Genomic DNA, 23542 nt, shown 5'->3' on the forward strand with positions numbered 1-23542 from the left:
CTATGAAGAGCATCTTTCTTTTTTTATTCGCATGCTTTTCGCTAGGAGTTTCTGCGGCCACGATGCCGACTCTCACTTCTTATCCTTCCGGAAAAGAAAAAAACTTAAACACGGATAAAAAAACAAAGGTGCTAGTGTTCTTGAGCAAAACTTGTCCCTGCACTCAACAGAACATCCCCTACATCAACGAAATGGCCAAAACTTTTCCAGAGATCGAATTCATTGGGGTTCACTCGGTAAGAAATGCAACTGCTAAAGACATTGAAGAAATCAGACAAAACTACAAGGCCGAATTTCCAATTATCGACGACAGTGATTTAAAGATGGCCGATTTTCTGAAAGCGAACCGCACACCTCAAACCTTCATCCTGAACGAAAGCAATGAAGTGCTCTATAGCGGTGGAGTGACTGAAAGAACCAATCCCTACAGTGCTAAAAAACTCTATTTAAAAAATGCTCTCACTGAACTTGCCAACAACCTGGCCATCACTGAGAAAGAAACAAGGTCACTCGGATGCATTATTTTAAGATAATCTTCTTCGCTGCATTTTTCACTCTAGCTTCATGCGGGAAATCTCCCCTCTTTAACAAGCTGGAAAAAACAAAAGAAATCGCCGGGAGCATCCTTCTGGAAGAGCAGCTTCCTGGAGCAGAGAATTCATTTTCTTTAAAATGGAATGTCCCTCCTTCACTAAGTGAACTGGGGATTTTTGAAATCACACTTAACTCTCCTTTAAAAACAACTCAAACTCTAAACGCCTACATCTGGATGCCGGATATGGGGCATGGTTCTTCTCCCATTGTTATCACCCCGCTTTCTTCAGTAAGTTATGAATTTTCAGAACTTGCCTTTATCATGCCGGGACTTTGGGTTTTACATATTGAAGTTTTAGAAAACAATCAGGTGATCTCATCATGGCAAAAATCTATAGTGCTTTAATCCTGATTCTTCTTTCAAGCAATGCTTACTCCGCCTCATGCTGTGGTGGCGGCCAGTCTGCAGCGTCCCTCATGATTGCTGATCATTTGCAGGAATGGACTTTTTCTACTCTTTTACGAAAAGATCTCGGGCAAACCAATAACGATGGCCAGGCCTTAATGGACGACGATGGCAACAAAGATCAAACTATCACCAGCTCCATCGAATACAAAAGACTCTTCACTGACCGCTTCCAGGGCAATACAAGCCTTTCTTTCATTCAAAAAGAGGCCAAACGTCTGGGAAAAAATGAAACTGATTCAGGTCTAGGAGACTTTGGTATTGGTGTTTTTTATGAAGCCGTAACAAATTATAGTTACAATTCGTGGACACCTCGGATTTTTACCGGGATTAAACTCACTATTCCTTTTGGAGAAAACAATTTTAATTCACAAAAAAACCTTCGCACTGATATCCGCGGAACAGGTTTCTATAAAATTGATCTTCCGGTAGTCATGGCCCGTGGAGATTTTAAGGCAAGTCTGTCTCCTCAATATCTTCCAAAACAAAAATATCTCGATTCAACTTATGCTTTTTCTGCTGCCGGGACTTATACCCATTCATTAAGCAGTGAAATTGACCTTTCATCCACTCTACAATGGAATTACCTGGCCAAAAAGAAATATAAAAATCAGACCCTCATCGCCTCCCAATTTTGGGAAGTCTCCCTCTCTCCGGCCTGGAATTTTCAGAAAGATATGAGCCTTAACCTGAACTATAGCGACAGCACTCTTTTGGGAAAAAGCAGGAATTCAGCCCTTTACCGCTCCCTTTCCCTGGGAATGACCTGGTCCGAACTGCTTTAAACAGATCAATTTTACAGGCCTTATAGAGACAAATCCCTATTTTTGGTAAGACTATCTCAACCAATACCTTAGGAGTCTTTATGAAAAAAACAATCGCTTTAATGTCTATGCTTTTATCTCTATCTGCAATGGCCGCTGATTATTCATGTAGCGGAACTGAGCCATTCTGGGATCTAAAGATTGAAGGAAACACTGTCACTTTCAATGAATTTATGGCCGATGAAACAACAACTAAAGAAGAAATCATCTCACGTGTAGATGCTCAAGGTCTAGCTCCAGACTTCGCCTTCGTAGTTGAAACTAAAAATGCAAAAGCGACAATCGTTACTGGTGAATGTAATGATGGAATGAGCGATAACATTTACGAAAAACACATCATGTACACAACTGGTAATACAGTTCTTTACGGATGCTGCAACGAAATCACAAAGTAATTTTCCTGCAATAAAAAAGGCCCTCAAACGAGGGCCTTTTTCTTAGTTTTAGTTAATCTTTGAGTTCTTAGTGGACTTTACCTCTGGATAATCTGCTAAACGCTTTTGCTTGCAACAAGCACCAGAGCATTGAGTGCAAACCTAAAAACCCGCTTTTTCATGACGAGGTCAAGGTCCTAGATCTCGAGAAGCTATGCCGTAGTCTAGACATTCTCATTTTACCTCCTTGGATTCGTGATACACATTCAAGAAAGTTTCTAGTCCGTCCTAGTCCTAGAGAAACGAAACTTTTGGCGTTTTCTCATATTGCCTCCTTTGTTTCTTCTTTCTACATAATCATCATCGCCCTTTTTCGGCCTTTTCTACATGATCTGTATCAGATTAAAACAATATTTTGGTCAGGCGCTATTTAGACTGCACAAACTCCGCAAATCTCACAGACACTTCAGCAGGAGTCACTTTAGGTCTTCCCAATTTCTCAGGAGAACCTTTTTGAGTTTTCATATGAACGAATGTCACTACATCGTTCTTTTTTACCTCTTCAACGATCTCAGAGAATTTCTCCAAGCGGTCAGTTGAGTAGATTTTATCGTAACCAAATCCAGCTGCGATTGTTCCGAATGAAACTCCACCCGTCACAGTCCCCTGTCCACCAGTTGAGTCGTGAGCTTCGTTATCAATCAGGATGTGAACTAAGTTCTTTGGCTTGTAAGCTCCCGCTGTGGCCATTGATCCAGTTCTCATTAAAAGCGCTCCATCACCGTCAAGAACGATAACTTTAAGTTTAGGCTTAACCATGGCAAGGCCCAGCCCAAACGCCAGTGCACACCCCATAGAACCCACCATATAAAGCTGGTTCTTTTGATCCCCTACTTCATAGAACTCTCTTCCTGTTTTACCAGTTGTCGCAATCACTGCGGCGGAAAGCGCAACTGATTTTTGAAGCACTTCAAGAACCGGAGTTCTCGTCGTACGTGCTTTATAATCAAGTTCAAAATGATCAGTGTGAGTGATGCTGAAATCTTTTTTAGAAGCCGCTGGCTTCTTTTGAAGTTTGTATTCAGCGATGTCATCTTTTCTCATGACAAACACGAATGGTTGATTGTGTTTTTTCATGTATTCGTCAGCTGCTTTTAGCGCAGGAGCTACTTCTTCTTCCGTTTGCGGGAAGAAGGCCCACTTAAGTCTCATCGTCTCAAGCATTGCCGTTGTGATTTGCCCCATCAGTTCGTGTTGAGGTTCATCAGCAGGGCCGCCCGGCTCTCCACGAAGAGTCGTGATGATCATAACTGGAATGTTAAACGTATAAGTTAGTGACGTAATCGGGTTAACTGCATTTCCTAAACCTGAGTTCTGGAACATAACAACCGCGCGTTTCCCACCAACTGTTGCTCCTGCCGCGATAGCGATTGCATCACCTTCGTTGACACTGTCGACGAAATCAAATCCGTCTGTGTCGATAACGTAGTTAATGAATGGCTTTAAGTATGAACATGGTGTCCCCGTAAAGAAGTTAAAACCAAGTTCGCGTGCCGGAATTAAAAATTTATCAGCTGTAATCATAAATTATCCTTAGAATTTTTGTCCTTTTGAAACGTCAGCGTAGCTATCAACATCCATCCAGTGTCCATCAATGTACATAACATTGATTTTAACTTTCTTAGATAGAAGGTGGTTCATTAAATCTGGAAGTTTCAGTTTATTGAAGTCTGGAGTTGTTGAAAGCTCTGTAAGGGCCTTTGATAAAACTTCAGATCCAACTTTATTTGTCTTCACAAGACCAATCCACTCACCGCTTGCGTCTTTGTTTTCGCTTGCAGTTCCAAACTTGATTCCTTGAAGTTCAGCAGGAGCTTCATTGTAGTTAGTGCTGTGGTTTCTAGAGCAAAGAACAAAGTCACCTTTGTAATCAGCGGTACGGTTGTTAATTGTGGCATCAACGACAATCGTAATATCTCCTTTTTCTTCTAATAAACGAGAAAGGATGTATTTTCTATAAAGGATGTCACCGTAAGAGATGATTGTGTTATCTGCAATTTGCTTGCTCGCTAAAAACAATGAAGCAAGCTCTGAAGTCGATTCAAAGTTTTCATTGTTCACGTACTTGATGTTTGGGAATTTGAAAGCTTCTTTTTTATACCCTGTAACAATCGCGATATCTTTAATGTCGTGAGCGTAGAAGTTGTTGATTGATTGCTCAATTAACGGTTTTCCATTGATATCGATCAAAACCTTTGGACGGTCTTCAGTTAATTCTTTTAGTTCAGCACCACGTGATGCCGCCAGAAGAACAACTCTTGGAGCGTCAGCGTCTGCTACTGTTAAGTATCTCTTCTCAGCTGCTTCAAGTTCCTTATCGTTTTGCAGACGGAAAAGTTCTGCAACTGATACGATTTTATCTTCAACGTTCATTAAAGATTGCTCTTCAAAGATTGTCTTAGTTACTTGTTGCATCGCTGTTACGGCCATTCTCATTTGGTGGTTGGCCCAGATAACAGTTGAAACACCAGCTTCTCTGAAGACGTTTGTCGGAGTTGCGTAGTATTTAGTTGGAACGATGACAACTGGACATTCTTTTGATCTCTCACCCCATTCTTTCATGAAAGCTAGAATTTCGTCTGGCTTTGAAATTTTTGAGTGCATTAGAATGGCGTTAGCTCCCGCTTTTCTGTAAGCGTCTGCTCTTTTAACTGCTTCTTGTAATCCCCATCCAGCGATCAGAGCTTCTACGCGAGCGATGATGTTGAAATCATCGTCAAGTTTAGTGTCTTGACCAGCTTTGATTTTCCCACAGAACTCTTCGATATCGGCAAGAGGTTGCGCCTCTGTCCTTAAAAATGAGTTTGTTTTTGGGAAGATTTTATCTTCGATACAAACCCCGGCAACTCCACGTTGCTCAAGTTTCATAACAAGTCTTCTCATGTTGTTGAAGTTCCCGTATCCAGTATCACCATCAAGCAGGATAGGAATCTTCGTAGCATCACTCATGTATTCAACAACGTCCAGAACCTGAGTCCATGAAGCTTCGTTGTTATCTCTTACCCCAAGTGAGGCAGAGATTGATAAACCCGATCCCCAGATCCCCTTAAAACCCGCTTCCTGAGCGATGATTGCAGAAATCCCGTTGTGGGCTTCCATTAAAAACTCCAGCTCATTAGACTGAAGCATTTGTCTTAGTTGCGTTGACTTTTTCATAGGTACACTTCCTTATAAACTTTAAATGCCATAAATAAACTAAACATCACAATCAATACACCTGAGGTGCGGCTGAAGTGATGGAAAAACTTCTGCGGGATGCGGTTTTGGTAGCGCTGAACCATCTTTAACAAAAGAAAGAACCAGCTCGCCGAACCGACAGCAATTCCTAGCGACAGGAAAAAATAATTAAAATAGTTAAAATCAAAAGCGTGCCACGATTTAATAATGGCCGCCAGCCCTGACATAGTCGCAATCAATGTCGGGTTTGATGTATAAATTAAAACTCCCAGTAAAAAGAAACTCGATGCTCTCGGAATCTTTTTCTTTGTGTCTTCATCTTCCTCAAAACTCTGGCTCGGACTAAGGATTTCTTTTAGTCCAAAAGCAAAAAGAAAAATCACACCTGCCACTTTAAAAAACATCGTCATCTTTGGAGTAAAAGAAAACAATGAGAGCCCAGTCAGGATGATCATAAAATAAGTGAAGTCCATCACTGAACCACCCAAGGCAATCGAAAAAGCAGAACGGAAATTATGTTTAAGTAAGGTATTCACCACCCAAACGTTGATTGGGCCTACCGGAATACACATTAAAAAACCAATAGCGAGACCTAGGATAAGTGCGATCATGCTTGAGCACTCTCCAGGCGGTGGTAAATCTTTTGTTGATAGATCAACATGATCACCAGCCAGGTGTTGCCAAAAATAATAGCGTAACCAAAAAGCCATTCAGGCCTGTCGAATAAAAGTGCAAAAATAAGGAAAGCGATATGCCATGCCGGCCCGATAAGACCCCATAACTGAATGGCACGGTAATTCTTCTCAATATAATTTTTGCATTCAAACTTTAAGGAGCGCCCTTCGTTGCCAGCTTGAAGAGTGCTGAAACCTAAATATGTCGTCAGCATAAAAAGGCGAATTTTTGATTCTTTTGGATTGGCCTTTGCTACTGCAAGCTTCTGACGAAGCTCTTCAACTTCTCTTTGAACAAAACCGCCGTCTCCGCGGTCGTATGAAAGGTATTCCATCAGGTAGTGATCGTAGATGATTGAGTGAAGCGCCTTACTTAATCCGGCAGCAATCACCAGGTACACAGTCGGGATTGACCCCATCATTGGCATCGCCTTCGCCACACCAAAACCAAGTCCGATGTAACAAGCAATGTTTGAAGTGTAATCCACCAAACCATCAATAAAGCGGCCAAACTCAGAACCGTTCTTTTTCATTCTCGCCTGCATGCCATCACAGCAGTCTAGGACAGCAAAAAGGAAGAAAAAGAAAGCTCCCCATTGAAACTCTGCTTTATAAAAAAACCAGGCCGCAGTAAAACCCGAGACAAACGAAGCAAATGAATAATTATTCGGAGTCAGTGGCAGCGGGTATAAAAGTTTAACGATCACAAAAGCAATCGGTCTGAAAAAGTAAACATCCAGAAATTCTTCTGCATGCACGTTTTTTAATGAACTTCTATATTCTGCAAGCCAAGTCACTACACTTCTCCAAAAAGTTTTTTCGCGCGCTCATAATCTTCACGGTTATCGATCTCAACCCACTTGTCACTTACTGACTGGTGAACTGACATATCGTGCGTATGCAGGAACTCGTTCATCACGTGCTCCCAGTTTTTAGAAACGTTCTTTTCATCAGCAAGGAACTTCTTGCACTCGTTGAACATATCGTCTCTGTACTCTTTAGAAAATTTCAGGATGCCGATGGCTTCACCTGCGAAAGTGTACTTTTCACGCTCTTCTGCGCTCACGGCACGCTTGTCGATCGTCATGCGGACAAAACCGTCTTTATCGATCATCGTCTTCGCGCATTCGATATCATCGATTGAACTCTCACCAACCAGAATCTGGTTAGGGTTTGTGTCTTCAACGAAAGCTCTTAGGATTTGTGTTTCATAAATCAGGTCGGCATCAAAAAGAAGAAAGTCTGTCTCTACTTTTTCCAGACCAAAAAAAAGTGAATAGGTGTTGCCTTTTACTTTGTAATCATCGTTAACGGCGAAAGCTAAATTGAAGTTGCTTTTAAATTTTTGCAGGTATTCTTCAAGGACTTCGCGTTTATATCCAGTCACCACAACAACGTCTTTAACTCCAACAGCAGCAAGGCTATCGAAGTGCCAGTCCATTAGTGCTTTTTCTTTAATTGTTAAAAGCGACTTTGGGTTTGTTGTTACATCAGCAATACGAGAGCCGTATCCTGCGGCCAAAATCAGAGCAGTTAAACTAGACACAGGTTACCTCTCTTTTTTGCCCATAGACGGTCCATCGTGCGCTTTAATGGTTTGTTATGATCTTTTTTGTAATCAAAAATCGTCACGGCATCTTGAGAGTCCGAGAAACATGTTCTTCCGTGAAGCACTTGCGAATCGTAAGTTAGGAGGATTTCTCCTGCTTTAAAAGTGTGACGGTATTGATTGTCTGAGTGCTCAATTACCGAGTCCAGAGTATCAATAGCGTACATTTGCTCTTCAGTTAACGGGTTATTCGTTTTTCTGTGAGCTGATTCCATGTATGGACGAAGGTGGCGGAACATTGGTTCGCCTTTTTTATTGTAAGTCAGGATCGGAGCTTCGTAAGTAGCATCGGCCACTCCACGTTGTTCCCAGATAAAATTCTTTTCCAGGATCGCTAAAACATCCGGGTGTTTTTCTTTTAGGATTTTGTGAACTGTCAGGGCGTTAACCAGAATGTTCTCTCCACCTGCCATTGCCGGAGCAATACAAGAAAGAACCAGGTATTCCCAGTGGTATGGAACGTTCACGTTGTCAGTATGGATTGTTCCACCTTCGCGAGTCTGGTGGTAACGAGCTCCTTTCACCATGGTGTTGTGACGGTCGCGATCAAAAACACAAATAACTTTATCACCAGCTTCGTTTTGTACTAGAGGCTCACCCAGGACGTTTCCTAAAAGCCAGCTGATCGTTCTTTGTTCTTGAATTGTATACTTATTGTGAAGATCAACAAATGGTCTAACGATAACGATGCGCTTTCCGTTTTCCAGTTCGTTTCTGATCTCTTCAACTTCTTTTAAAAAAGTTGGGCAATCGTCACTCTCTAACGTCTTAGCGTCTTCGATGCGATCGTACTGATGAAGGTTCTTAATGAAATCGTAAATTTCGTTTTGTGCTTCTGTTGAAAAAGCATAGGTAAAATTGTCATTTAACATCGGGTTTTCCCTCGAAAAAGTAATCCTAAAAAGTGCGGTAAAAATAGCACTCTCAGGAAGGGAAAACAACCTAATAAGGCTCATGAGAAAAACTCTCAATGCGCTCTGTGTAAATGTAAGTGCAAAAAGCCTTACGCCACGCGTGTTACGACAAAGCGTCTAACTCTTTATCGTATTTAGCCTGGATAAATTCTAGATTTTCATTGGAGTTGGTCAGCTTTTCAAAGAGCTCATCAATCATGTGGTTAAGTTTTCCGACCGCATGGGCGTAGTCAGTCAACTTGGCCGTATCGTTGGCAAGCGTAGCCTTTTCCAACTCGTTATTGATGCGCTTAAGCAGGTCTTCGTTTTTAGTGATCTCACCTTCCAGGCGCTCAATTTCTTCTTTGATCGGCTTCGTTTGTTTAGCGCGCTCAATAGTCAGCTCGGCCCTTTTTTGTTTAATCTCTTTTTCAGAAAGCTTTTTGGTCTCAACTTTTGGTTTTGTCTCTTCGCTTTCCCAACCGATTTTTTCTAAGAAATCGTCGTATGTTCCGTTAAAAAACTCGGCGTTCCCATTATGGAAAATAACCAGTTTAGTCGCCAGGTTCTTAAGCATGATTTCACTGTGGGTAACAATCACAACAGCACCAGGAAAGTTTCCAATCTCTTCGGTTAAAGACTCAATCGATTCCATATCCAAGTGGTTGGTAGGCTCATCCAGAAGCAGGAGGTTTGCCGGTTTTGCCAGGATTTTTCCCAATAAAACGCGGGCCCTTTCTCCCCCGGAAAGAACTTTGATTTTCTTTTTTGCCAGGTCCCCTTCAAACATCATCGTCCCACAAATATTGCGGACACTTGAAATTGAAAGATCATTATTTTCCTGCTGAATTTCTTCAGCAATCGTGTTTTCCATATTCAGGCGATTGATATTGGTCTGACCAAAATGGCCAATCTGTGCTGAAGGGTGAAAGCTCACTTTTCCAGTGACTGGAGTTAAGTATCCGCCGATAATGTTTAGTAATGTCGATTTTCCTTTTCCGTTTTTCCCAATGATCCCGATTCTATCTTCGCGGTTAATCGGAAAACTCAGGTTGTGAAAAAGATTTTCCTCTTTTCCTTCATAGTGAAAACTCAGGTGTTTGACTTCGGCGATTTGTTTCCCCGGACACTCCACAAAACGGAACTTAAAGCCCAATGAATCAACATCAGCAAGCTTGTCCATTGAACTCATTTTCTCCAGCGCTTTCACTCTCGATTGCGCCTGAGCTGCTTTAGAAGCCTTCGCTTTAAATCTCTCGATAAAAGCTTCCATTTCCTTGCGTTTTTTATCTAAATTTTCGCGCGTCTTTTCGTACATTTCTTCGTCTTGAAGAATCTGTTCATAAAATTTAGCGGTATCGCCCTTGATTTTCTTTAACTGCTGGCGGTGAAGCCCCATTGTGTGAGTCACAACATCATCCATAAACTCGCGGTCGTGGGTGATGAGCATGATTTCCCCTGGGAAATTCTTTAAAAAGCTCTTAAGCCATCTCATACTGACGATATCGAGGTAGTTGGTAGGCTCATCCAAAAGCAGAAGATCTGGCGACTGCAAAAGCACCTTCGTCAGGTTGATCCTGATTTGATAACCACCTGAAAAGCTCTTGGGGTCACGGGCGAGGTCGGGCTCCGAAAACCCCAGACCAAAAAGAATTTTTTCGGCCTCGTGTTCTTTGAAATCTTCAGGGTTTAAAACCTGAGTGCATTCTTCCAGGACAGTAGGCTTGGTAAAGTGAATATGTTGTTCAAGGGCACCGAGTCTATACCCCTTTGGGATAGAAATTTCTCCCCCATCAGCAGATAACTCTCCGAGAATTAGTTTAAAAAGCGTCGATTTACCCGAGCCATTTCTTCCAACCAGACCGACTCTTTCTCTTGGTCCTAATTGAAAACTGACATTGCTGAATAACTCTTGTGCACCGAAATGTTTGGATAAATTTTTGGCCTGTATCATTGTGTTCTCGCTATAGGGGCCATCTTATGCTAAAGTCTCCCAAAATTCATTATAAATTTTGACCATGCCATAAACCAAGGATTAGCCTTCTATGTCTAAGAATTACTCAAAACTAAAAAACATTGCCGTCGTAGCTCACGTTGACCACGGTAAAACAACAATGGTTGATTGTCTTTTAAAGCAATCAAATACATTCGACGAGCGCGAGCAGGTTGCTGAACGTGTAATGGACTCAGGCGATATCGAAAAAGAACGCGGGATCACAATCACGGCTAAAAACTGTGCGTTCATTTGGAAAGACACAAAAATTAACCTTCTGGATACTCCAGGCCACGCCGACTTCGGTGGAGAAGTTGAAAGATCACTTATGATGGTTGATGGGGTTCTACTTCTAGTAGACGCTTCTGAAGGACCTCTTCCTCAAACTCGTTTCGTTCTTCAAAAAGCAATGGAGAGAGGAATCAAGATTTCTGTTGTTATCAACAAAATCGACAGACCAGATGAAAGAATTGAAGAAGTTAAAAATGATATTGAAAACCTTTTCCTGGAAATGGCTGATCAATTAAATATCACTGATTTCGATCTTGATGTACCTATCCTTTACGCTTCTGCTAGATCTGGATGGGCAACTCACGATCCAAAAGTAGTTAGAACTGACGTTCACCCTATTTTAGATTTCATGGTTTCTGATTTCTATCCAGAACCACAAGTTGCTCAAGGTGAAGATCTTCAGCTTCTTGTAACAAACCTTGGATACTCAAACTACCTGGGGCCATTAGTTATCGGAAGAATTCAAAGAGGTATTATCAAGAAAAACGGTAACTACACACTTTGTGACATTGAAGGAAAAAATAAGTCATACAAAATCACAGCGATTCAAGAGTTCTCAGCTCTAAGAAACATCGACGTTGATGAAGCTCGCGCTGGTGAGATCGTTACAATTGCCGGTATTACGAACGCGAAAATCGGTGACACGGTTGTTTCGACAACTAAGATCGAACCACTTCCACGTATCACTGTTGAGCCACCAACTGTAGGGGTTCAGGTATCAGTTTCAACTTCTCCTCTATCAGGACAAGAAGGTGAATACTTAACTTCTAGAAAATTAGAAGAGTTCTTAGAAGACTCTGTTAGAACAAACGTTGCTCTTCAATATGAACCAACTGACGATCCAAAAGTTTACATCCTAAAAGGAAGAGGTGAACTTCAGCTAGCAATCGTATTCGAAGAACTTCGTCGTAAGGGATTCGAGTTCATGGTTGGTCGTCCTCAAGTTCTTTTCCAAACTGCTGAAGATGGAACTAAATTAGAGCCATTTGAAAAAGTCGTTCTAGATATTCCTTCAGATGCAACTGGCCCAATCACTGAAAAACTATCTATCAGAAAAGGGATCATGGAAAACATGATGCCCCTTGGAGAAGATAGAACAAGAGTTGAGTTCATCATTCCTTCAAGAGGATTAATTGGTTACCGTGGTGTGTTCTTAACAGACACAAGAGGTGCTGGTTTAATGTCTTCTGAATTCCTGGGATACCGTCCATTCGTCGGAGAAATGCTGGCTCGTCAAAACGGTGCGATCATCTCTGACCGTCTTGGAAAAATGACTCCGTATGCACTATTCAACCTTCTAAGTGTTGGTAGACAATTCGTAGTTCCAGGGGAACCAACATACGAAGGACAAGTTATCGGTGAACACACTCGTCCAAACGATACAAACGTAAACGCTGTTCGTGAAAAGCACTTATCTTCAGTTCGTACTGCAGGTAAAGACGAAAACATCACTCTTCCACCTATCGCTCCAAGAACTCTTGAATGGGCACTAGACTGGATCGACAACGATGAATGGGTAGAAGTCACTCCAACTTCAATCCGCATCAGAAAGAAAGAACTTGCTCAAAACAAGCGCTCTGTTGTTAGAGGATAGTTTCTTTTTTTAACAAAAGATCACAAAGGCCTGCGTAAATCGCAGGCCTTTTTTTTTGCCTTTTTCCAAACTTTACAATGCCCTTGTGAGTGAAGCAGAATTGTTTAAGAAACTCTAACAAGGAAAGTTGAAATGAGAAGTTTAGTTCTAGGACTAGTAACCCTGTTTTCTGTAAGCGCGCACGCCCTGACTGTTGACTCAATTGCCTTTGACGACAAAGTCACTGTTGCAGGAAAAGAATTAGTGCTTAACGGAGTGGGAATCAGAAAAGCGACATTCTTAAAAATCAAAGTTTATTACGGGGCCCTTTACCTGACGGCAAAAACTACAAACTCAGGGGCATTCCTGGGGACAAATGAGCCGAAACAAATCACTATGCAATTTGTCCGCGACGTAGACGCAAAAGATCTTAAAAAAACTTATAAAGAAGCTTTTGAAGGCGCTAATAAAGAAACATACAAAAACATGCTCCCTACCTTTGAAGCTTTCAACAACAACTTCACCGACATTAAAAAAGGCGAAAGAATGGTCTTTACCTTCCTTCCTGACGGTGTAGTGCTAACACTTGCTGGGAAAAGCTTCCCAAAGGCCGGCGATGCTGCTTTCTCTCATGCCATCCTGAATATGTGGTTTATTAACCCTCTAGACGAAGGTCTAACTAAGGGTTTACTTGGCCAGTAGCTTTGGAATACATAATATTATCGCGCCCTTACCCCAAGGGCGCCCCAAAACTGCGCCATTTTTGATAGAAAATACCTATAAACAATCCTACTTGACACAATAAAAACATATAGATATAAATCTTATCTCAAGATCTGAGCAATTTCGTCTAAGCTTATTTAAAAGGAATTGTTGTAAACTTATACTAAGAGGAGCAACAGGGATATTTATGGAGAGAAAAATGCACGTAACGATCGTGGACGATGTGAAAGATAACTTAAAAAGTTATAACGAATTATTATCACCAACATTCAATCTTGAACTCATCCAGAATCCAGTAGACCTTCTAAGTTTCCTTGGAAAAACCGAAACAGATCTTATCCTTCTCGATCTGCATATGCCGACGATGAATGGATTTGAACTCTATGAAAAATTTAAAACATCTCATCCAGACCTTCCTGTTATTTTCTTAAGTGGTGACCCTTCAGAAGAATCAATCATTAAAGGTCTCAACCTTGGTGCAGACGATTTTATCGTTAAGCCTGTCTCTCTAAGAGAGCTGGTAGCGCGTATTAAGAATAAGATCAACACGAAGCAAGCTCAGGCGAATGAATCAGAAATCATTGCCTTTGATGGCTTTAAACTTCACTGTGAAATGCAAATGGCAGAAATTGGAGAAGAAAAAATCCAGCTTACGCCAATTGAATTCAAACTTATCCACCTTCTGGCAAAAAACCCAAATAAGGTTTTCTCTCGCGAGTACATCACGAACCTTCTTTGGCCGAACATCCACGTTCAAAACCAGAACATTGATACTCACCTTTCTAATCTTAGAAAGAAACTGATGCCTTTTTCTAAATACATCCGCACGATTAAATCGCGTGGGTATATTTTAAGAATCGGCTAAAAAGCTTTTTCGATTTCTTCGACTAAAAACTGAAGCCCATTTTGCTTCTGCACTTTCGTCATTGGATTGTGATCCCCAATATCCGATAACGCCTGAAGAAAGCTCGCATCCGTCAGTTCTTTTTCTTCAATAATGATAGACCCGAGTTTTTTATGGGCCTCTAAGGCATTAAAGAACTGCTCGTTCTTTTGAGCGATCTTCAAAGGAATATAAATCGATTTTTTTCCGACTGCGATCAATTCGCACACCGTCCCAGCTCCAGAGCGGGAAATAGTCACTGTGGCCAGTTTAAAGAGGTCAATCATCTCTGTTCCGATAAAAGGAACTGCGATGTAATCAGGGTGCTTTAGCTTTGTGCTGTAGTCATTAAAGAAGGCCTTCCCTGTCTGGTGAACAATCAGATATTTCTCAGTTAAAAAAGCGAAATTCTTTTCAATAAGCTTATTGATTAACTGAGCTCCATTTCCACCACCAGTAACAAACATAATCGGCTTTGAAGTTTCATTGATCACTCTGCCGTTGATTTTTATCGGCTTGATCTCATCGGTGTAACACTCTTCTCTTAGCGGATAACCAGAGAAGTAGGTTTTGTTTTCATCGAAGTATTTATATGAATCTTCAAAACTAATGAACACACGGTTGGCGAAGATCGAACAGATTTTATTGGCCAAACCTACGCGGCTCGTTTGCTCGTGAATAAAAGATTTTTTCCCTTGAAGTCTTGCGGCCAAAACCACCGGTACAGAAACGAATCCACCAGTTGAAAAAACTAAAGTATTTTTTCTATCAAATTTCCAAAGCAGTTTAAAAGAATCCACTAGCCCTAAAAACACGCGGATAATGTCTTTCATATTTTCCAGAGAAAGATAGCGTCTTAGTTTTCCGGTGCGGATGGGATGATAAGTAAGCTTGTAATCCTGAACCAGTTCGCGTTCGATGCTGGCAATACCACCGATATAGTGAACATCGTAACGAGCATCTTCATTGATTTTTTTAATAATAGTCAGCGCCGGCATAACATGGCCGCCAGAGCCCCCACCTGTAAAGATCAACGTTTTTTTGTTAGACATAAAGGCCTCAGGGAAAATAAAAAGCGCCCCCATAAGGGAGCGCTATGAATTAGATGCCTTTATTATAAGTAGAAAAGATTAAGAACGGAAAGATCTTTCAGATCTGTTGCCGTTTCTGTCTCCATTTCTGTGGTTGCTTCCACTTCTAAAGCTTGGACGACGATCGCGGTCTCCACCACCGAAGTGTGGACGGCTCATTGGTGCCGAGCGAGTAAGCTCGAAACGCACAGTGCGGTCGATGATCATCGGAGTGTTAACTTTTAATAAAACTTCACCATATTGCTCAGGAACTTCTAAAAAAGAAAATGTTTCTTTCATGTCTACGTTTCTGATCAGGCGCTCTTCTACTTTAACCATATCTGAGATTGATCCCAGAAGTGATTTAAGAGTCAGGCCGTGGTCTTTACCGATGTTAACGAAGAATCTCATGTTGCCAGAGTGGTTTGGACGTCCCTGGTCTCTGCTTCCTCTGTCGTTGCCTCTATCATTTCCTCTGTCATTGAACTCACGGTTCTGACGGTCTCTGTTTTCAGGACGTCTTTCCTGGATTTCAAGTGATGGTGAATGATCGTAACGAGAGATTTGAGATTTGAAGATATGGTTGTACATAACTTTCAATAAATCTTCTTTTGAAAGCTCACTGAACTTTTCAGTAAACACAGGATCTGTAGAGAGTTTATCAAGATTTTCGATAACATTATCGAACTTCTTAAGTTCTTTTCTAACCATGACTTCCTTTAACTCCGCTGGAGTTGGAAGAGTGGCCTGAACAATACGAGCTTTCGTATTGTTTTCTACCATGCGAAGTCTGTATCTTTCTGACGGCTCAACAAGGGTGATGGCAGTTCCTTTCATTCCCGCGCGACCTGTACGGCCGATACGGTGAACGTAAGACTCGATATCCTGTGGAAGACCGAAGTTGATTACGTGAGTAAGGTTGTCTACGTCAATTCCGCGAGCGGCAACGTCTGTACAAACCAGCATGTTGATCTTTTTAAGTTTGAAGTTCTTCATTGTGATGTCACGTTGTTGTTGTGACATATCACCGTGAAGTGAGTCTGATGGATAACCACGAGCGTTTAGTTCGTCAGCAAGAGTTTTAGCATCTACTTTTGTACGGCAGAAAATCATTCCGTAGTAGTCTTCCAGAGAATCAAGGATTCTGCAGATAGCTTCGCTCATGTTGTTGTGGCGAACAACGTAGTGCTTTTGATCGATAGACTCGTTAGATAAAGTTTTCTTTTGAACTTTAACAACAAGAGGATCTTTTAGGTAAGTTTTAATTAGAGAAAGGATTGGAGCTGGCATAGTTGCCGAGAACATCCAAGTTTTTCTGTCTTCACCAAGGTTAGAAAGAATTTGTTTTACGTCGTCGATGAATCCCATATCCAGCATTTCATCAGCTTCATCCAGGACAGCGTATTTAGCGTTGTCTAGAATTAAAACTCCACGATCGATAAGATCCAGAACACGTCCTGGAGTTCCTACTACGATTTGTGGGCGATCTTTTCTTAATCCTCTGATTTGTCCTTCAAGAGAAACACCACCGTAAACAGCAAGTGTTTTTACTTTTTCGTACGTAGAGAATTTTTTAATTTCTTCAGTAATCTGGTTAGCTAACTCGCGAGTTGGAGTTAAGATTAGTGCTTGAACATCGCGGTTAGTGAAGTCGATCTTGTTTAATAGTGGAAGTGAGAAGGCAGCAGTTTTACCTGTACCTGTTTGCGCTTGTCCTACAAAGTCTGTTTCTGTTGTTGCAAGTGCTGGAATAGCTTGAGCCTGGATTTCTGTTGGCTCTACATAGCCCCTCTCCGTGATCGCTCTAATTAAAGATTCACGTAGTGGCAATTCTTGAAATGTCACTTAATACCTCGTCTGAATGTGGTTCCACCGATCTTAATTGCTTGAAATGAAACCTGAACCACTAGACGCAAAAAAAGCAACATCGAAGGGAGAAACGTTAAAATGTTATAGGCTTCATACGTCATAAATAACGATACGACTAGCCCAATGTGTAAAAAAGATTAGAATTCGAAGCTTAATCGTGGGTTAAAGGCCAATCCACCGATGTAAGTCTGGGGTTTTCCGAAATATAAATGGTATTCAACCATTAAGTCAAAGCTCGACTTACCGACTAAATAAATTCTAATCCCTGCCCCAGGAATAAGCCCAACAAGAGTCCCTTCCTTGATTTTAGTGCTCAATTCCTGCCCTTGAGAATTCAGGTAGCGTCTTCTCACACCGTAGTCCCCAATTGAGAAGGCCATGCTTCCAATCCAATCTGTCTTAAGCGTTCCCTTTTCAAAAAGAGGCGCATGGTAATCAGCAAATAAACGGTACTGAAGCGCGCGGATAACATCAGGAATGTTTTGATTACTTCTGTCGCTGATAATCTCAACAGCAAACCCGGTCTGAATCTTTGTCGTCATATCACCAACAAAACGAAATGATGTCAGCATTGACCCATTATCTAAAGACGGGTGAAACTTTTCGTAGTTAGAATTCAAGTAACCGAATGAGAATTGTAAGTAGCGCCTTAACGTGTTGTCATAAACTGCAATGGCAATCACATCATTCTCAAAAGTTGGTGCTTTTTTATTATCATCAAGCCTGATCTCACCGTCTTTAACCACTGGAGCAGCTGTTGGTGTTTGAGTTTGGACTTGAACAGGTGCCTCTGTTGATGGCCCAAGTTGTAACTGCCCATCTATTGGGTTGACCGGAGCTTCTTTTTTAACAACTGAAGCTGACTCAATCGGTGCAATTGCAGGAATCGCTTCCGATGGCTCAACTGTTTTAGCCGCATCTTTATTAGCTTCTTTCGAAATCAACTTTGATTTCTTTTTTGATTTAGCTGTCTTCTTCTCAACTGGTGGGTTAACGACGTCATCGTTTGGTATGACCAGGGCCTCTGCCGCTGGAGGAGCGACGACTTCAACACCATGAGGAATTTCAGCTGGCTTAGCGTCTTTGTCGCCGTCAGCGCGCTCAATGATCTTTCTCGTTCCTTCTTCCGTAATACTTAAAGGAGCACTCTCAATCACTTGTTGAGCATGTGCTTGTGATAATGACAAAAGTAAAAACCATCCTAGTAATTTCATAGAGCCAACATTCCTTAGTTAACACCAATTGTGTTTTTAATATTGCGGATAAGTTCACGCGACTTTGGACGAACTCTCTGTGCACCTTCTTCCAGAATTGCATCGATCTTTTTCGTATCGGCCATCAGTTCATTATAAATATCGCGAGGTCCTTTCAAAGTGTTGTTAAGTACATTTAAAAGATCGGCCTTTGCTTCTCCCCATCCGATACCACGCAGGTATCTTGCTCTTAAGTCTTCAGTCTGCTCTTTAGTAGCAAATGTCTGATAGAAATCAAAAATCAACGAATCGTCCGGGTTCTTGGGTTCAGTTGGTCCGCTTGAGTCCGTAGTGATTCTGTTTATTAATTTTTGCAGCTCTTTTTCCGTAGAAAAAAGTGGGATGTGGTTATTGTAACTCTTACTCATCTTTCTTCCATCAAGCCCCACCAGCAGCTTGTTTCCTTCTGCAACGATGGCCTTTGGTGGATTTAAGAAAGCGACGTCTTTTGTTTTGTCATTTGTTCTGATGAACTCGGCCAGCGACTTCGTATTTTTTTCGTGGTCTAAGTTCTTTCTGATTTTTTCATAACCTGGAACGTAATTGCTGTTAAATGAGTGCGCGATATCACGGGCAATCTCTATGTGCTGAAGTTGATCTGCCCCAACAGGAACAACATCTGCATTTAAAATCATAATATCGCAGGCCATGAGCACAGGATAAGAAAATAACCCCATGTTTACGCCAGCATCTTTATCGCGCTGTTCTTCTTCGTTGGCCTGAACCATTGCTTTATAAGCGTGGGCCCTGTTCATTAAGCCTTTGCTGGTAAAGCAGTTCACAATCCAGTTTAATTCCAGGATTTCCGGAACATCACTTTGTTTATAAAGAGTGACTTTTTTTGGATCAAGACCCATGGCCAGCCATGTGGCAGCCACTTCATAAATATAATTTCTTAAAAGTTTTGCATCGTGAACGCCAATCAACGAATGGTAGTCAGCGATGAAATAGTATGAATCGTATTCACCAGAGTTCGCCATCTCAATAGCTGGCTTGATAGCTCCAATGTAATTTCCCAGGTGAGGCATCCCCGTCGGTTTGACCCCAGTTAAACAGATTTTTTTAGACATAAATTCCTTCTTAGAGAGACGCCTTCTATTCTAGACAATTTTAGGCGTTCTAAAAAGGGGAAATCAGTCTCTGTGGCGATTAGTCATTGCTAATGACAGATAAAGTGACGTAATCCTGATAGGTTCCCGGGTCTTTATCATCGACAGTCTTAATAGCGACCTTAATCGGCACCAAAGCGCCCCCTGAAGGAGTTTTTCCAGTGCCACTGGCAATGGTTACTGGAGAAGCTGCCGAAGAGGTTAAAGTCTTAATAGAGTTATTGGCGTAGAAGTCATAACCGATTTGCGACTTTACTCCGGTACCACCTACGCGCTTTAGAAGTCCGTTGTTACTTGAAGACACTTTCAGAATATAACCAGAGTTACTGACAATGCGGACATCAAAGCCCAATTGTTCGCCTTGCTCTAGTTCTCCAAAGTCCAGTGTTTTTGAAGTCTGATTGCCATCATAAGTTCCACCAGTGTCGACCATTGATAGTGAAATGAACTTGGCGACATTTAGATAAACGTAAAGGTCGCGATAGCCTTCATAAGAAACAATATTTGTATACGTCCCCGAGTAAAGTTGGACCTGGACAACATCGTAATAAGTCCCGGCGCTAGGAGGAGAACTAGCATCAATTGGTGAAAGTGAAAAATAATAATTCAGGTTTTTTGATGAACCTTTTGAAAGTGTATCGAAGATGACTTCATTGGTAGAAGAGATATCACTTGGTTCTTTCAATACCCCAGTGGCGTTATTATTTTTATAAAAGTTGTAATACAAGTACCCAACCCAGGTCGTAATATTGTATCCGCGACGGTTGTAGTTTCCCGCCCAGCCTTTAGTAAAAGCGAGAAAGAAATTATTACAGTTTGAACTGTTACCACCCTGACCTCTACTAACCTGAACAGTCCCGGAAACAATTGGGTTAGTGTCCCCAACTCCATAAGCAAATGTCGGAACAGTTAAATTGTAATCACAATCTGCAAAAGCATTGCTTAATGGAAAGAGGCTAAAGGCAAAGAGTAAGGCCGCTATTGATTTCATTTTCATAACTCGCTTCCTCCATCCGGCAGGATAATATCACCGGTATCCACCATTCCCTGCTTCTTCCCTGTCATATCAATCTGTGCTGGTGAAAAATTATCATCATCAAGCTGAATGGTTCCTAAACCTGGCTCAACTCCTTCGATAAAAAATTCTCCTTCACGGTCAGTAAAAAATGGCGTGCTTTTTTGTGTCTGGGCCGAAGTAAAAAATCCAACTTTAAGCGCCAGTGGATTTTTATTCTGATCAACAATTCTTCCCTTTAAAACCAGAAGCCCAGCTTTTCCAATGACAAATAAATGTCCGCTGTCTCTTCGTGGATAAACCACAAAACTCTCTTGACCTAGAATATATCCCGGATCCAGATTGCTTGGGTCAAGTTGAAGTCTTCGGTATTGATAAGGTGCTAAACTTGAAACCAACGATTCGCCAAAAAGCCCTGTCGTCGTGTCGTTAACTCCTCCAGCCGTCTGGACTCCGAACTTCTGTCCACTCCATTCTTTATTTGGCTTAAAAATAACAAAGCTGTTTGAAATCGGTCGGGCAATTGAGAAGGCCGAATCATCGCCATTGTGAACAAAAGCAAAAGCACTTAAAAGACGCACACTGGTTTTGTAGCCTTCAGCCTGGCCATTATTTTTCATCACCTCTTGTCTCGCCCCTAAATCGGCCAGAACCGTGTTGTATTGCAGATCAAGAGAAGCATTTTTAGAAGAGTTATTGTCATCGGCAGAAGCTGAAACTTTAAGGTCGTTGAATTTTTTCCCGGTGTCTCTGATAACCGTTAAACGTTTTGTCTGCGATTCTTTTTCATAAAAGGCCGAGGCAAATGTCGAACTCTCACCAAACGTCATGTTAAAGAAAAAGTAAATCTGATTAGACCAGGTTCTGAATTCATCTCTGCTTCTTCCGGCATAGGCGGTCAGTGAGCTCGATTCAAAAATCTTGGTTGTTAAACTTCCGTTAAAGGCCAAGCGTGCATTTTCAGCAAGAGTTGGATTTTGATAACTTCCACCTAATGCCACATTGAAGCGTTCAAAGAGAGGCACGCTATAAGAAGCTGTGACAGTAACATCAAAACGATTTTTAAAATTCTCACCGGCCTCATTAAAAAAAGGCGAACGGTATTCAACCTTAGTCGTTAAAGTATGCGAGTCATACCAATAGGCTCCGAATAAATTGAGCTGATAAGTGGCCTGAGTGACATAACCGTTATTGAAATCGTTTTTTGTTCCGGCCACATCAAATGACCAGTTACCATAGGCAGAAGACAGAATATGGTTAGTTCCCAGCATTGTGTACTTTTTATTTCCCTGAGCATAAGCAGAAACAGTCCAATGTTTATAAAGCCCATGCTGGTAAAAACCAGAAGCAAAGGCCCCATTGTCTTCGTTATATTTTAAATTTCCGTCAACTTCCGAAGATGGATACCCAGTCGCTAGTGCGTATCGACTTACACCTTTTGCTAATAAATCCAAAGAGCCTGATTCATTAAAAGTGAAAGTTCTGGTGACTCCAAATTCATCAGTCACTTCAACCACAATGCGGTTAAGCCCGTTGTTCAGTGGAATATCTTTTACGGAGTAACGGCCGGCACTCATGTACTCAGACTTAAGTAAAATGTTATTCACGTAAGTTTTAACCAATGAACGGCTATCGACTTGGAACTCAAAAGAGGACGTTGGCGTTACAACACGGTAAGGATTCAGTGAGAAGTCTCGGTAGAAAGAAAGTCCTCCAAGAGAGTAGGCCTGCTGATAACCAATAATGGGATAGTTCACATCCCCCGCTTCAATTCTTTGCATGCGGTTAGGTCGATCAAAGATCGCGCGTGTTCCCTGTCTTCCCCACTGTCTGTCTCTCGTCGAGAGATAAGTCATGCGGTTTTCCAGGGCCACTTTCTGGATGTTCATAAACGCATCTGTTTGTGCTGTAAATGAATCCGTCTGATTAGTGTTATGATTAAAAGTCTGCTCTAACTTATAGTTTAGCCCCAGCGAAAAAGGTGCTGGCTCAATCGCCTTGCGTGAATAATAAGGAATTAAATCGTCGTAGACGTTAGCATCTGTCGGGCGCAAATCTGCTGGAGGAATCTGAACCGAAAGTCTTAACTCTGACGGATGATACTGCACTTTAAAAGGCAGTTTATCCGGACTGACATCACCGTCGCTGACGGGATACTTCATAATTTTGTCTTCGCGGATTTTATCAATCAGAAGTTTTCTTAACTCCCCACCTGAGATAGAAATAATTTTATCTCCCTGAAGGGTGACCGAAACTTCTCCAATGAAAAAATCTCCCAGCGACACATCAACCGGAGTCTTTTTTTCTTCGCTCGCTTTCCCAAAAACTTTTTTGAAAAGTTCATCTGTAGATTGAGATTGAGACTGAGCCTCTGCTTTATAAAGCGGACCTAACAGAACCAGGGTCGATAAAAAAATAGGTTTTAAATTAATCTTTATCAAAACTAATTTTCACCTTATCTGTAGACTGAACATCTTTGAACTTGCCACTTTTCTGAAAATGAAAAATGCGCTCGCTTTCTGCCAGGACATTTTCTCCGATCATGCCTTTAAGTTCTTCGCCTTCAATCGTGATATCTTTTTTACCGCTAAACTTGATGACCAGGTTCGAAAGCACTTGGTGCTTTTTACCTGCATTATTCATTGTTAATGAAACCTTCTTCTCATCCACTTCCATTTTCTTTAAAGAAACATCAGAAGAAAGTCCTTCTGGCTCAACATAAAGTGCTGCTACATAGCGAAGCAGAACTTTAATACTGGCCTTTTGCTTTTTATTTTTATCAAGTTCAATTGGAAGCTGTTCTGCGATCAAGCGGTAAGCTTCTTCTTTAACAGGCGCAGTCTTTCCAACCCACGTCACTTTCACCGAACGCTTTTCGTTTGGTGGAATAATCAACTGCGATGGATAAACTGTAATTTCGTTGTCGATTTTTTTGTTGGTCTCAACACCTTCAGCATTCATTTCTCTTTTCATCACAGATGCAGTGACCGCAATCGGCTGATCAGAATCATTTTCCAGATAAAATAAAGTTGAATTCGTTTTCTCTTTTACTCCGATAGAAGTCGACATTGGAGAAAACTTAAATGCATAAGTATTAAATGAAATCAGTAAACTTGTAAGGATGAATAAAATGTTGCGCTTCATTCCTTGAA

Annotated in this window: 21 protein-coding genes; 7 read left to right on the plus strand and 14 right to left on the minus strand. The window is 41.4% G+C overall.

What is annotated here, in order from left to right; translation table 11 throughout:
* Nucleotides 1–2 precede the first annotated feature (2 nt).
* The 4 genes from C0V70_RS16015 to C0V70_RS16030 all read left to right on the plus strand — a co-directional run bounded on the left by C0V70_RS16015 (nucleotide 3) and on the right by C0V70_RS16030 (nucleotide 2219).
* Nucleotides 3–533, plus strand: coding sequence for a redoxin domain-containing protein (locus tag C0V70_RS16015; protein ID WP_102244875.1), 531 nt, complete (start codon nucleotides 3–5; stop codon nucleotides 531–533).
* Nucleotides 515–940, plus strand: a complete 426-nt coding sequence (locus C0V70_RS16020) for a hypothetical protein (protein ID WP_102244876.1) — start codon at nucleotides 515–517, stop codon at nucleotides 938–940. The genes C0V70_RS16015 and C0V70_RS16020 overlap by 19 nt, the downstream gene beginning before the upstream one ends.
* Nucleotides 916–1785: a hypothetical protein gene (locus C0V70_RS16025; RefSeq protein WP_102244877.1), complete on the plus strand. Its 870-nt coding sequence runs from the start codon at nucleotides 916–918 to the stop codon at nucleotides 1783–1785. The genes C0V70_RS16020 and C0V70_RS16025 overlap by 25 nt, the downstream gene beginning before the upstream one ends.
* A gap of 80 nt (nucleotides 1786–1865) precedes the next feature.
* Nucleotides 1866–2219, plus strand: a complete 354-nt coding sequence (locus C0V70_RS16030) for a COG3650 family protein (protein WP_102244878.1) — start codon at nucleotides 1866–1868, stop codon at nucleotides 2217–2219.
* A 405-nt stretch (nucleotides 2220–2624) separates the two neighbouring features.
* On the opposite strand, the gene aepY is transcribed toward C0V70_RS16030, so the two are convergent.
* The 7 genes from aepY to C0V70_RS16065 form a co-directional block, all read right to left on the minus strand.
* A complete protein-coding gene (gene aepY, locus C0V70_RS16035) occupies nucleotides 2625–3782 on the minus strand; it encodes a phosphonopyruvate decarboxylase (RefSeq protein WP_102244879.1) in 1158 nt (385 codons plus the stop codon).
* 9 nt (nucleotides 3783–3791) lie between these two features.
* A complete protein-coding gene (gene aepX / locus C0V70_RS16040) occupies nucleotides 3792–5414 on the minus strand; it encodes a phosphoenolpyruvate mutase (RefSeq protein ID WP_102244880.1) in 1623 nt (540 codons plus the stop codon).
* The gene (locus C0V70_RS16045) at nucleotides 5411–6046 is read right to left on the minus strand and encodes a LysE family translocator (protein ID WP_158649724.1); all 636 of its coding nucleotides are present in this window, start codon (nucleotides 6044–6046) and stop codon (nucleotides 5411–5413) included. Before C0V70_RS16045 ends, aepX begins: the two co-directional genes overlap by 4 nt.
* Nucleotides 6043–6906: a CDP-alcohol phosphatidyltransferase family protein gene (locus C0V70_RS16050; RefSeq protein ID WP_102244882.1), complete on the minus strand. Its 864-nt coding sequence runs from the start codon at nucleotides 6904–6906 to the stop codon at nucleotides 6043–6045. Before C0V70_RS16050 ends, C0V70_RS16045 begins: the two co-directional genes overlap by 4 nt.
* A complete protein-coding gene (locus tag C0V70_RS16055; protein WP_102244883.1) occupies nucleotides 6906–7655 on the minus strand; it encodes a phosphocholine cytidylyltransferase family protein in 750 nt (249 codons plus the stop codon). The genes C0V70_RS16050 and C0V70_RS16055 overlap by 1 nt, the downstream gene beginning before the upstream one ends.
* Nucleotides 7643–8590, minus strand: coding sequence for a TauD/TfdA family dioxygenase (locus tag C0V70_RS16060; protein WP_158649725.1), 948 nt, complete (start codon nucleotides 8588–8590; stop codon nucleotides 7643–7645). Before C0V70_RS16060 ends, C0V70_RS16055 begins: the two co-directional genes overlap by 13 nt.
* Before the next feature lie 145 nt (nucleotides 8591–8735).
* Complete coding sequence (locus C0V70_RS16065; protein ID WP_102244885.1) at nucleotides 8736–10565, minus strand: ABC-F family ATP-binding cassette domain-containing protein; 1830 nt, start codon at nucleotides 10563–10565, stop codon at nucleotides 8736–8738.
* A 91-nt stretch (nucleotides 10566–10656) separates the two neighbouring features.
* On the opposite strand from C0V70_RS16065, the gene typA reads away from it, so the two are divergent.
* From typA to C0V70_RS16080, 3 genes are all read left to right on the plus strand, one after another.
* The gene (typA, locus tag C0V70_RS16070) at nucleotides 10657–12489 is read left to right on the plus strand and encodes a translational GTPase TypA (protein ID WP_102244886.1); all 1833 of its coding nucleotides are present in this window, start codon (nucleotides 10657–10659) and stop codon (nucleotides 12487–12489) included.
* 132 nt (nucleotides 12490–12621) lie between these two features.
* Entirely contained in the window at nucleotides 12622–13170 is a 549-nt protein-coding gene (locus C0V70_RS16075) for a chalcone isomerase family protein (protein WP_102244887.1), read from the plus strand.
* Nucleotides 13171–13390: 220 nt separating this feature from the next.
* A complete protein-coding gene (locus C0V70_RS16080) occupies nucleotides 13391–14056 on the plus strand; it encodes a response regulator transcription factor (protein WP_158649726.1) in 666 nt (221 codons plus the stop codon).
* Here C0V70_RS16080 and C0V70_RS16085 read toward each other — a convergent pair.
* The 7 genes from C0V70_RS16085 to C0V70_RS16115 all read right to left on the minus strand — a co-directional run bounded on the left by C0V70_RS16085 (nucleotide 14053) and on the right by C0V70_RS16115 (nucleotide 23534).
* Nucleotides 14053–15126, minus strand: a complete 1074-nt coding sequence (locus tag C0V70_RS16085) for a UDP-N-acetylglucosamine--N-acetylmuramyl-(pentapeptide) pyrophosphoryl-undecaprenol N-acetylglucosamine transferase (RefSeq protein ID WP_158649727.1) — start codon at nucleotides 15124–15126, stop codon at nucleotides 14053–14055. The genes C0V70_RS16080 and C0V70_RS16085 overlap by 4 nt on opposite strands.
* Before the next feature lie 78 nt (nucleotides 15127–15204).
* The gene (locus tag C0V70_RS16090; protein WP_102244890.1) at nucleotides 15205–16989 is read right to left on the minus strand and encodes a DEAD/DEAH box helicase; all 1785 of its coding nucleotides are present in this window, start codon (nucleotides 16987–16989) and stop codon (nucleotides 15205–15207) included.
* A 161-nt stretch (nucleotides 16990–17150) separates the two neighbouring features.
* Nucleotides 17151–18227, minus strand: coding sequence for a hypothetical protein (locus C0V70_RS16095; RefSeq protein WP_102244891.1), 1077 nt, complete (start codon nucleotides 18225–18227; stop codon nucleotides 17151–17153).
* Nucleotides 18228–18241: 14 nt separating this feature from the next.
* Entirely contained in the window at nucleotides 18242–19336 is a 1095-nt protein-coding gene (trpS, locus tag C0V70_RS16100; protein ID WP_102244892.1) for a tryptophan--tRNA ligase, read from the minus strand.
* Between the two features lie 79 nt (nucleotides 19337–19415).
* Nucleotides 19416–20372, minus strand: a complete 957-nt coding sequence (locus C0V70_RS16105; RefSeq protein WP_102244893.1) for a spore coat protein U domain-containing protein — start codon at nucleotides 20370–20372, stop codon at nucleotides 19416–19418.
* Nucleotides 20369–22831 (minus strand): fimbria/pilus outer membrane usher protein, encoded by a 2463-nt coding sequence (locus C0V70_RS16110; RefSeq protein WP_102244894.1) that lies wholly within the window; start codon nucleotides 22829–22831, stop codon nucleotides 20369–20371. Before C0V70_RS16110 ends, C0V70_RS16105 begins: the two co-directional genes overlap by 4 nt.
* Entirely contained in the window at nucleotides 22818–23534 is a 717-nt protein-coding gene (locus tag C0V70_RS16115) for a fimbrial biogenesis chaperone (RefSeq protein WP_102244895.1), read from the minus strand. The genes C0V70_RS16110 and C0V70_RS16115 overlap by 14 nt, the downstream gene beginning before the upstream one ends.
* Between the last annotated feature and the right edge of the window lie 8 nt (nucleotides 23535–23542).

Origin of the sequence: Bacteriovorax stolpii (assembly GCF_002872415.1) — a bacterium.
Taxonomy (GTDB): Bacteria; Bdellovibrionota; Bacteriovoracia; order Bacteriovoracales; family Bacteriovoracaceae; genus Bacteriovorax; species Bacteriovorax stolpii.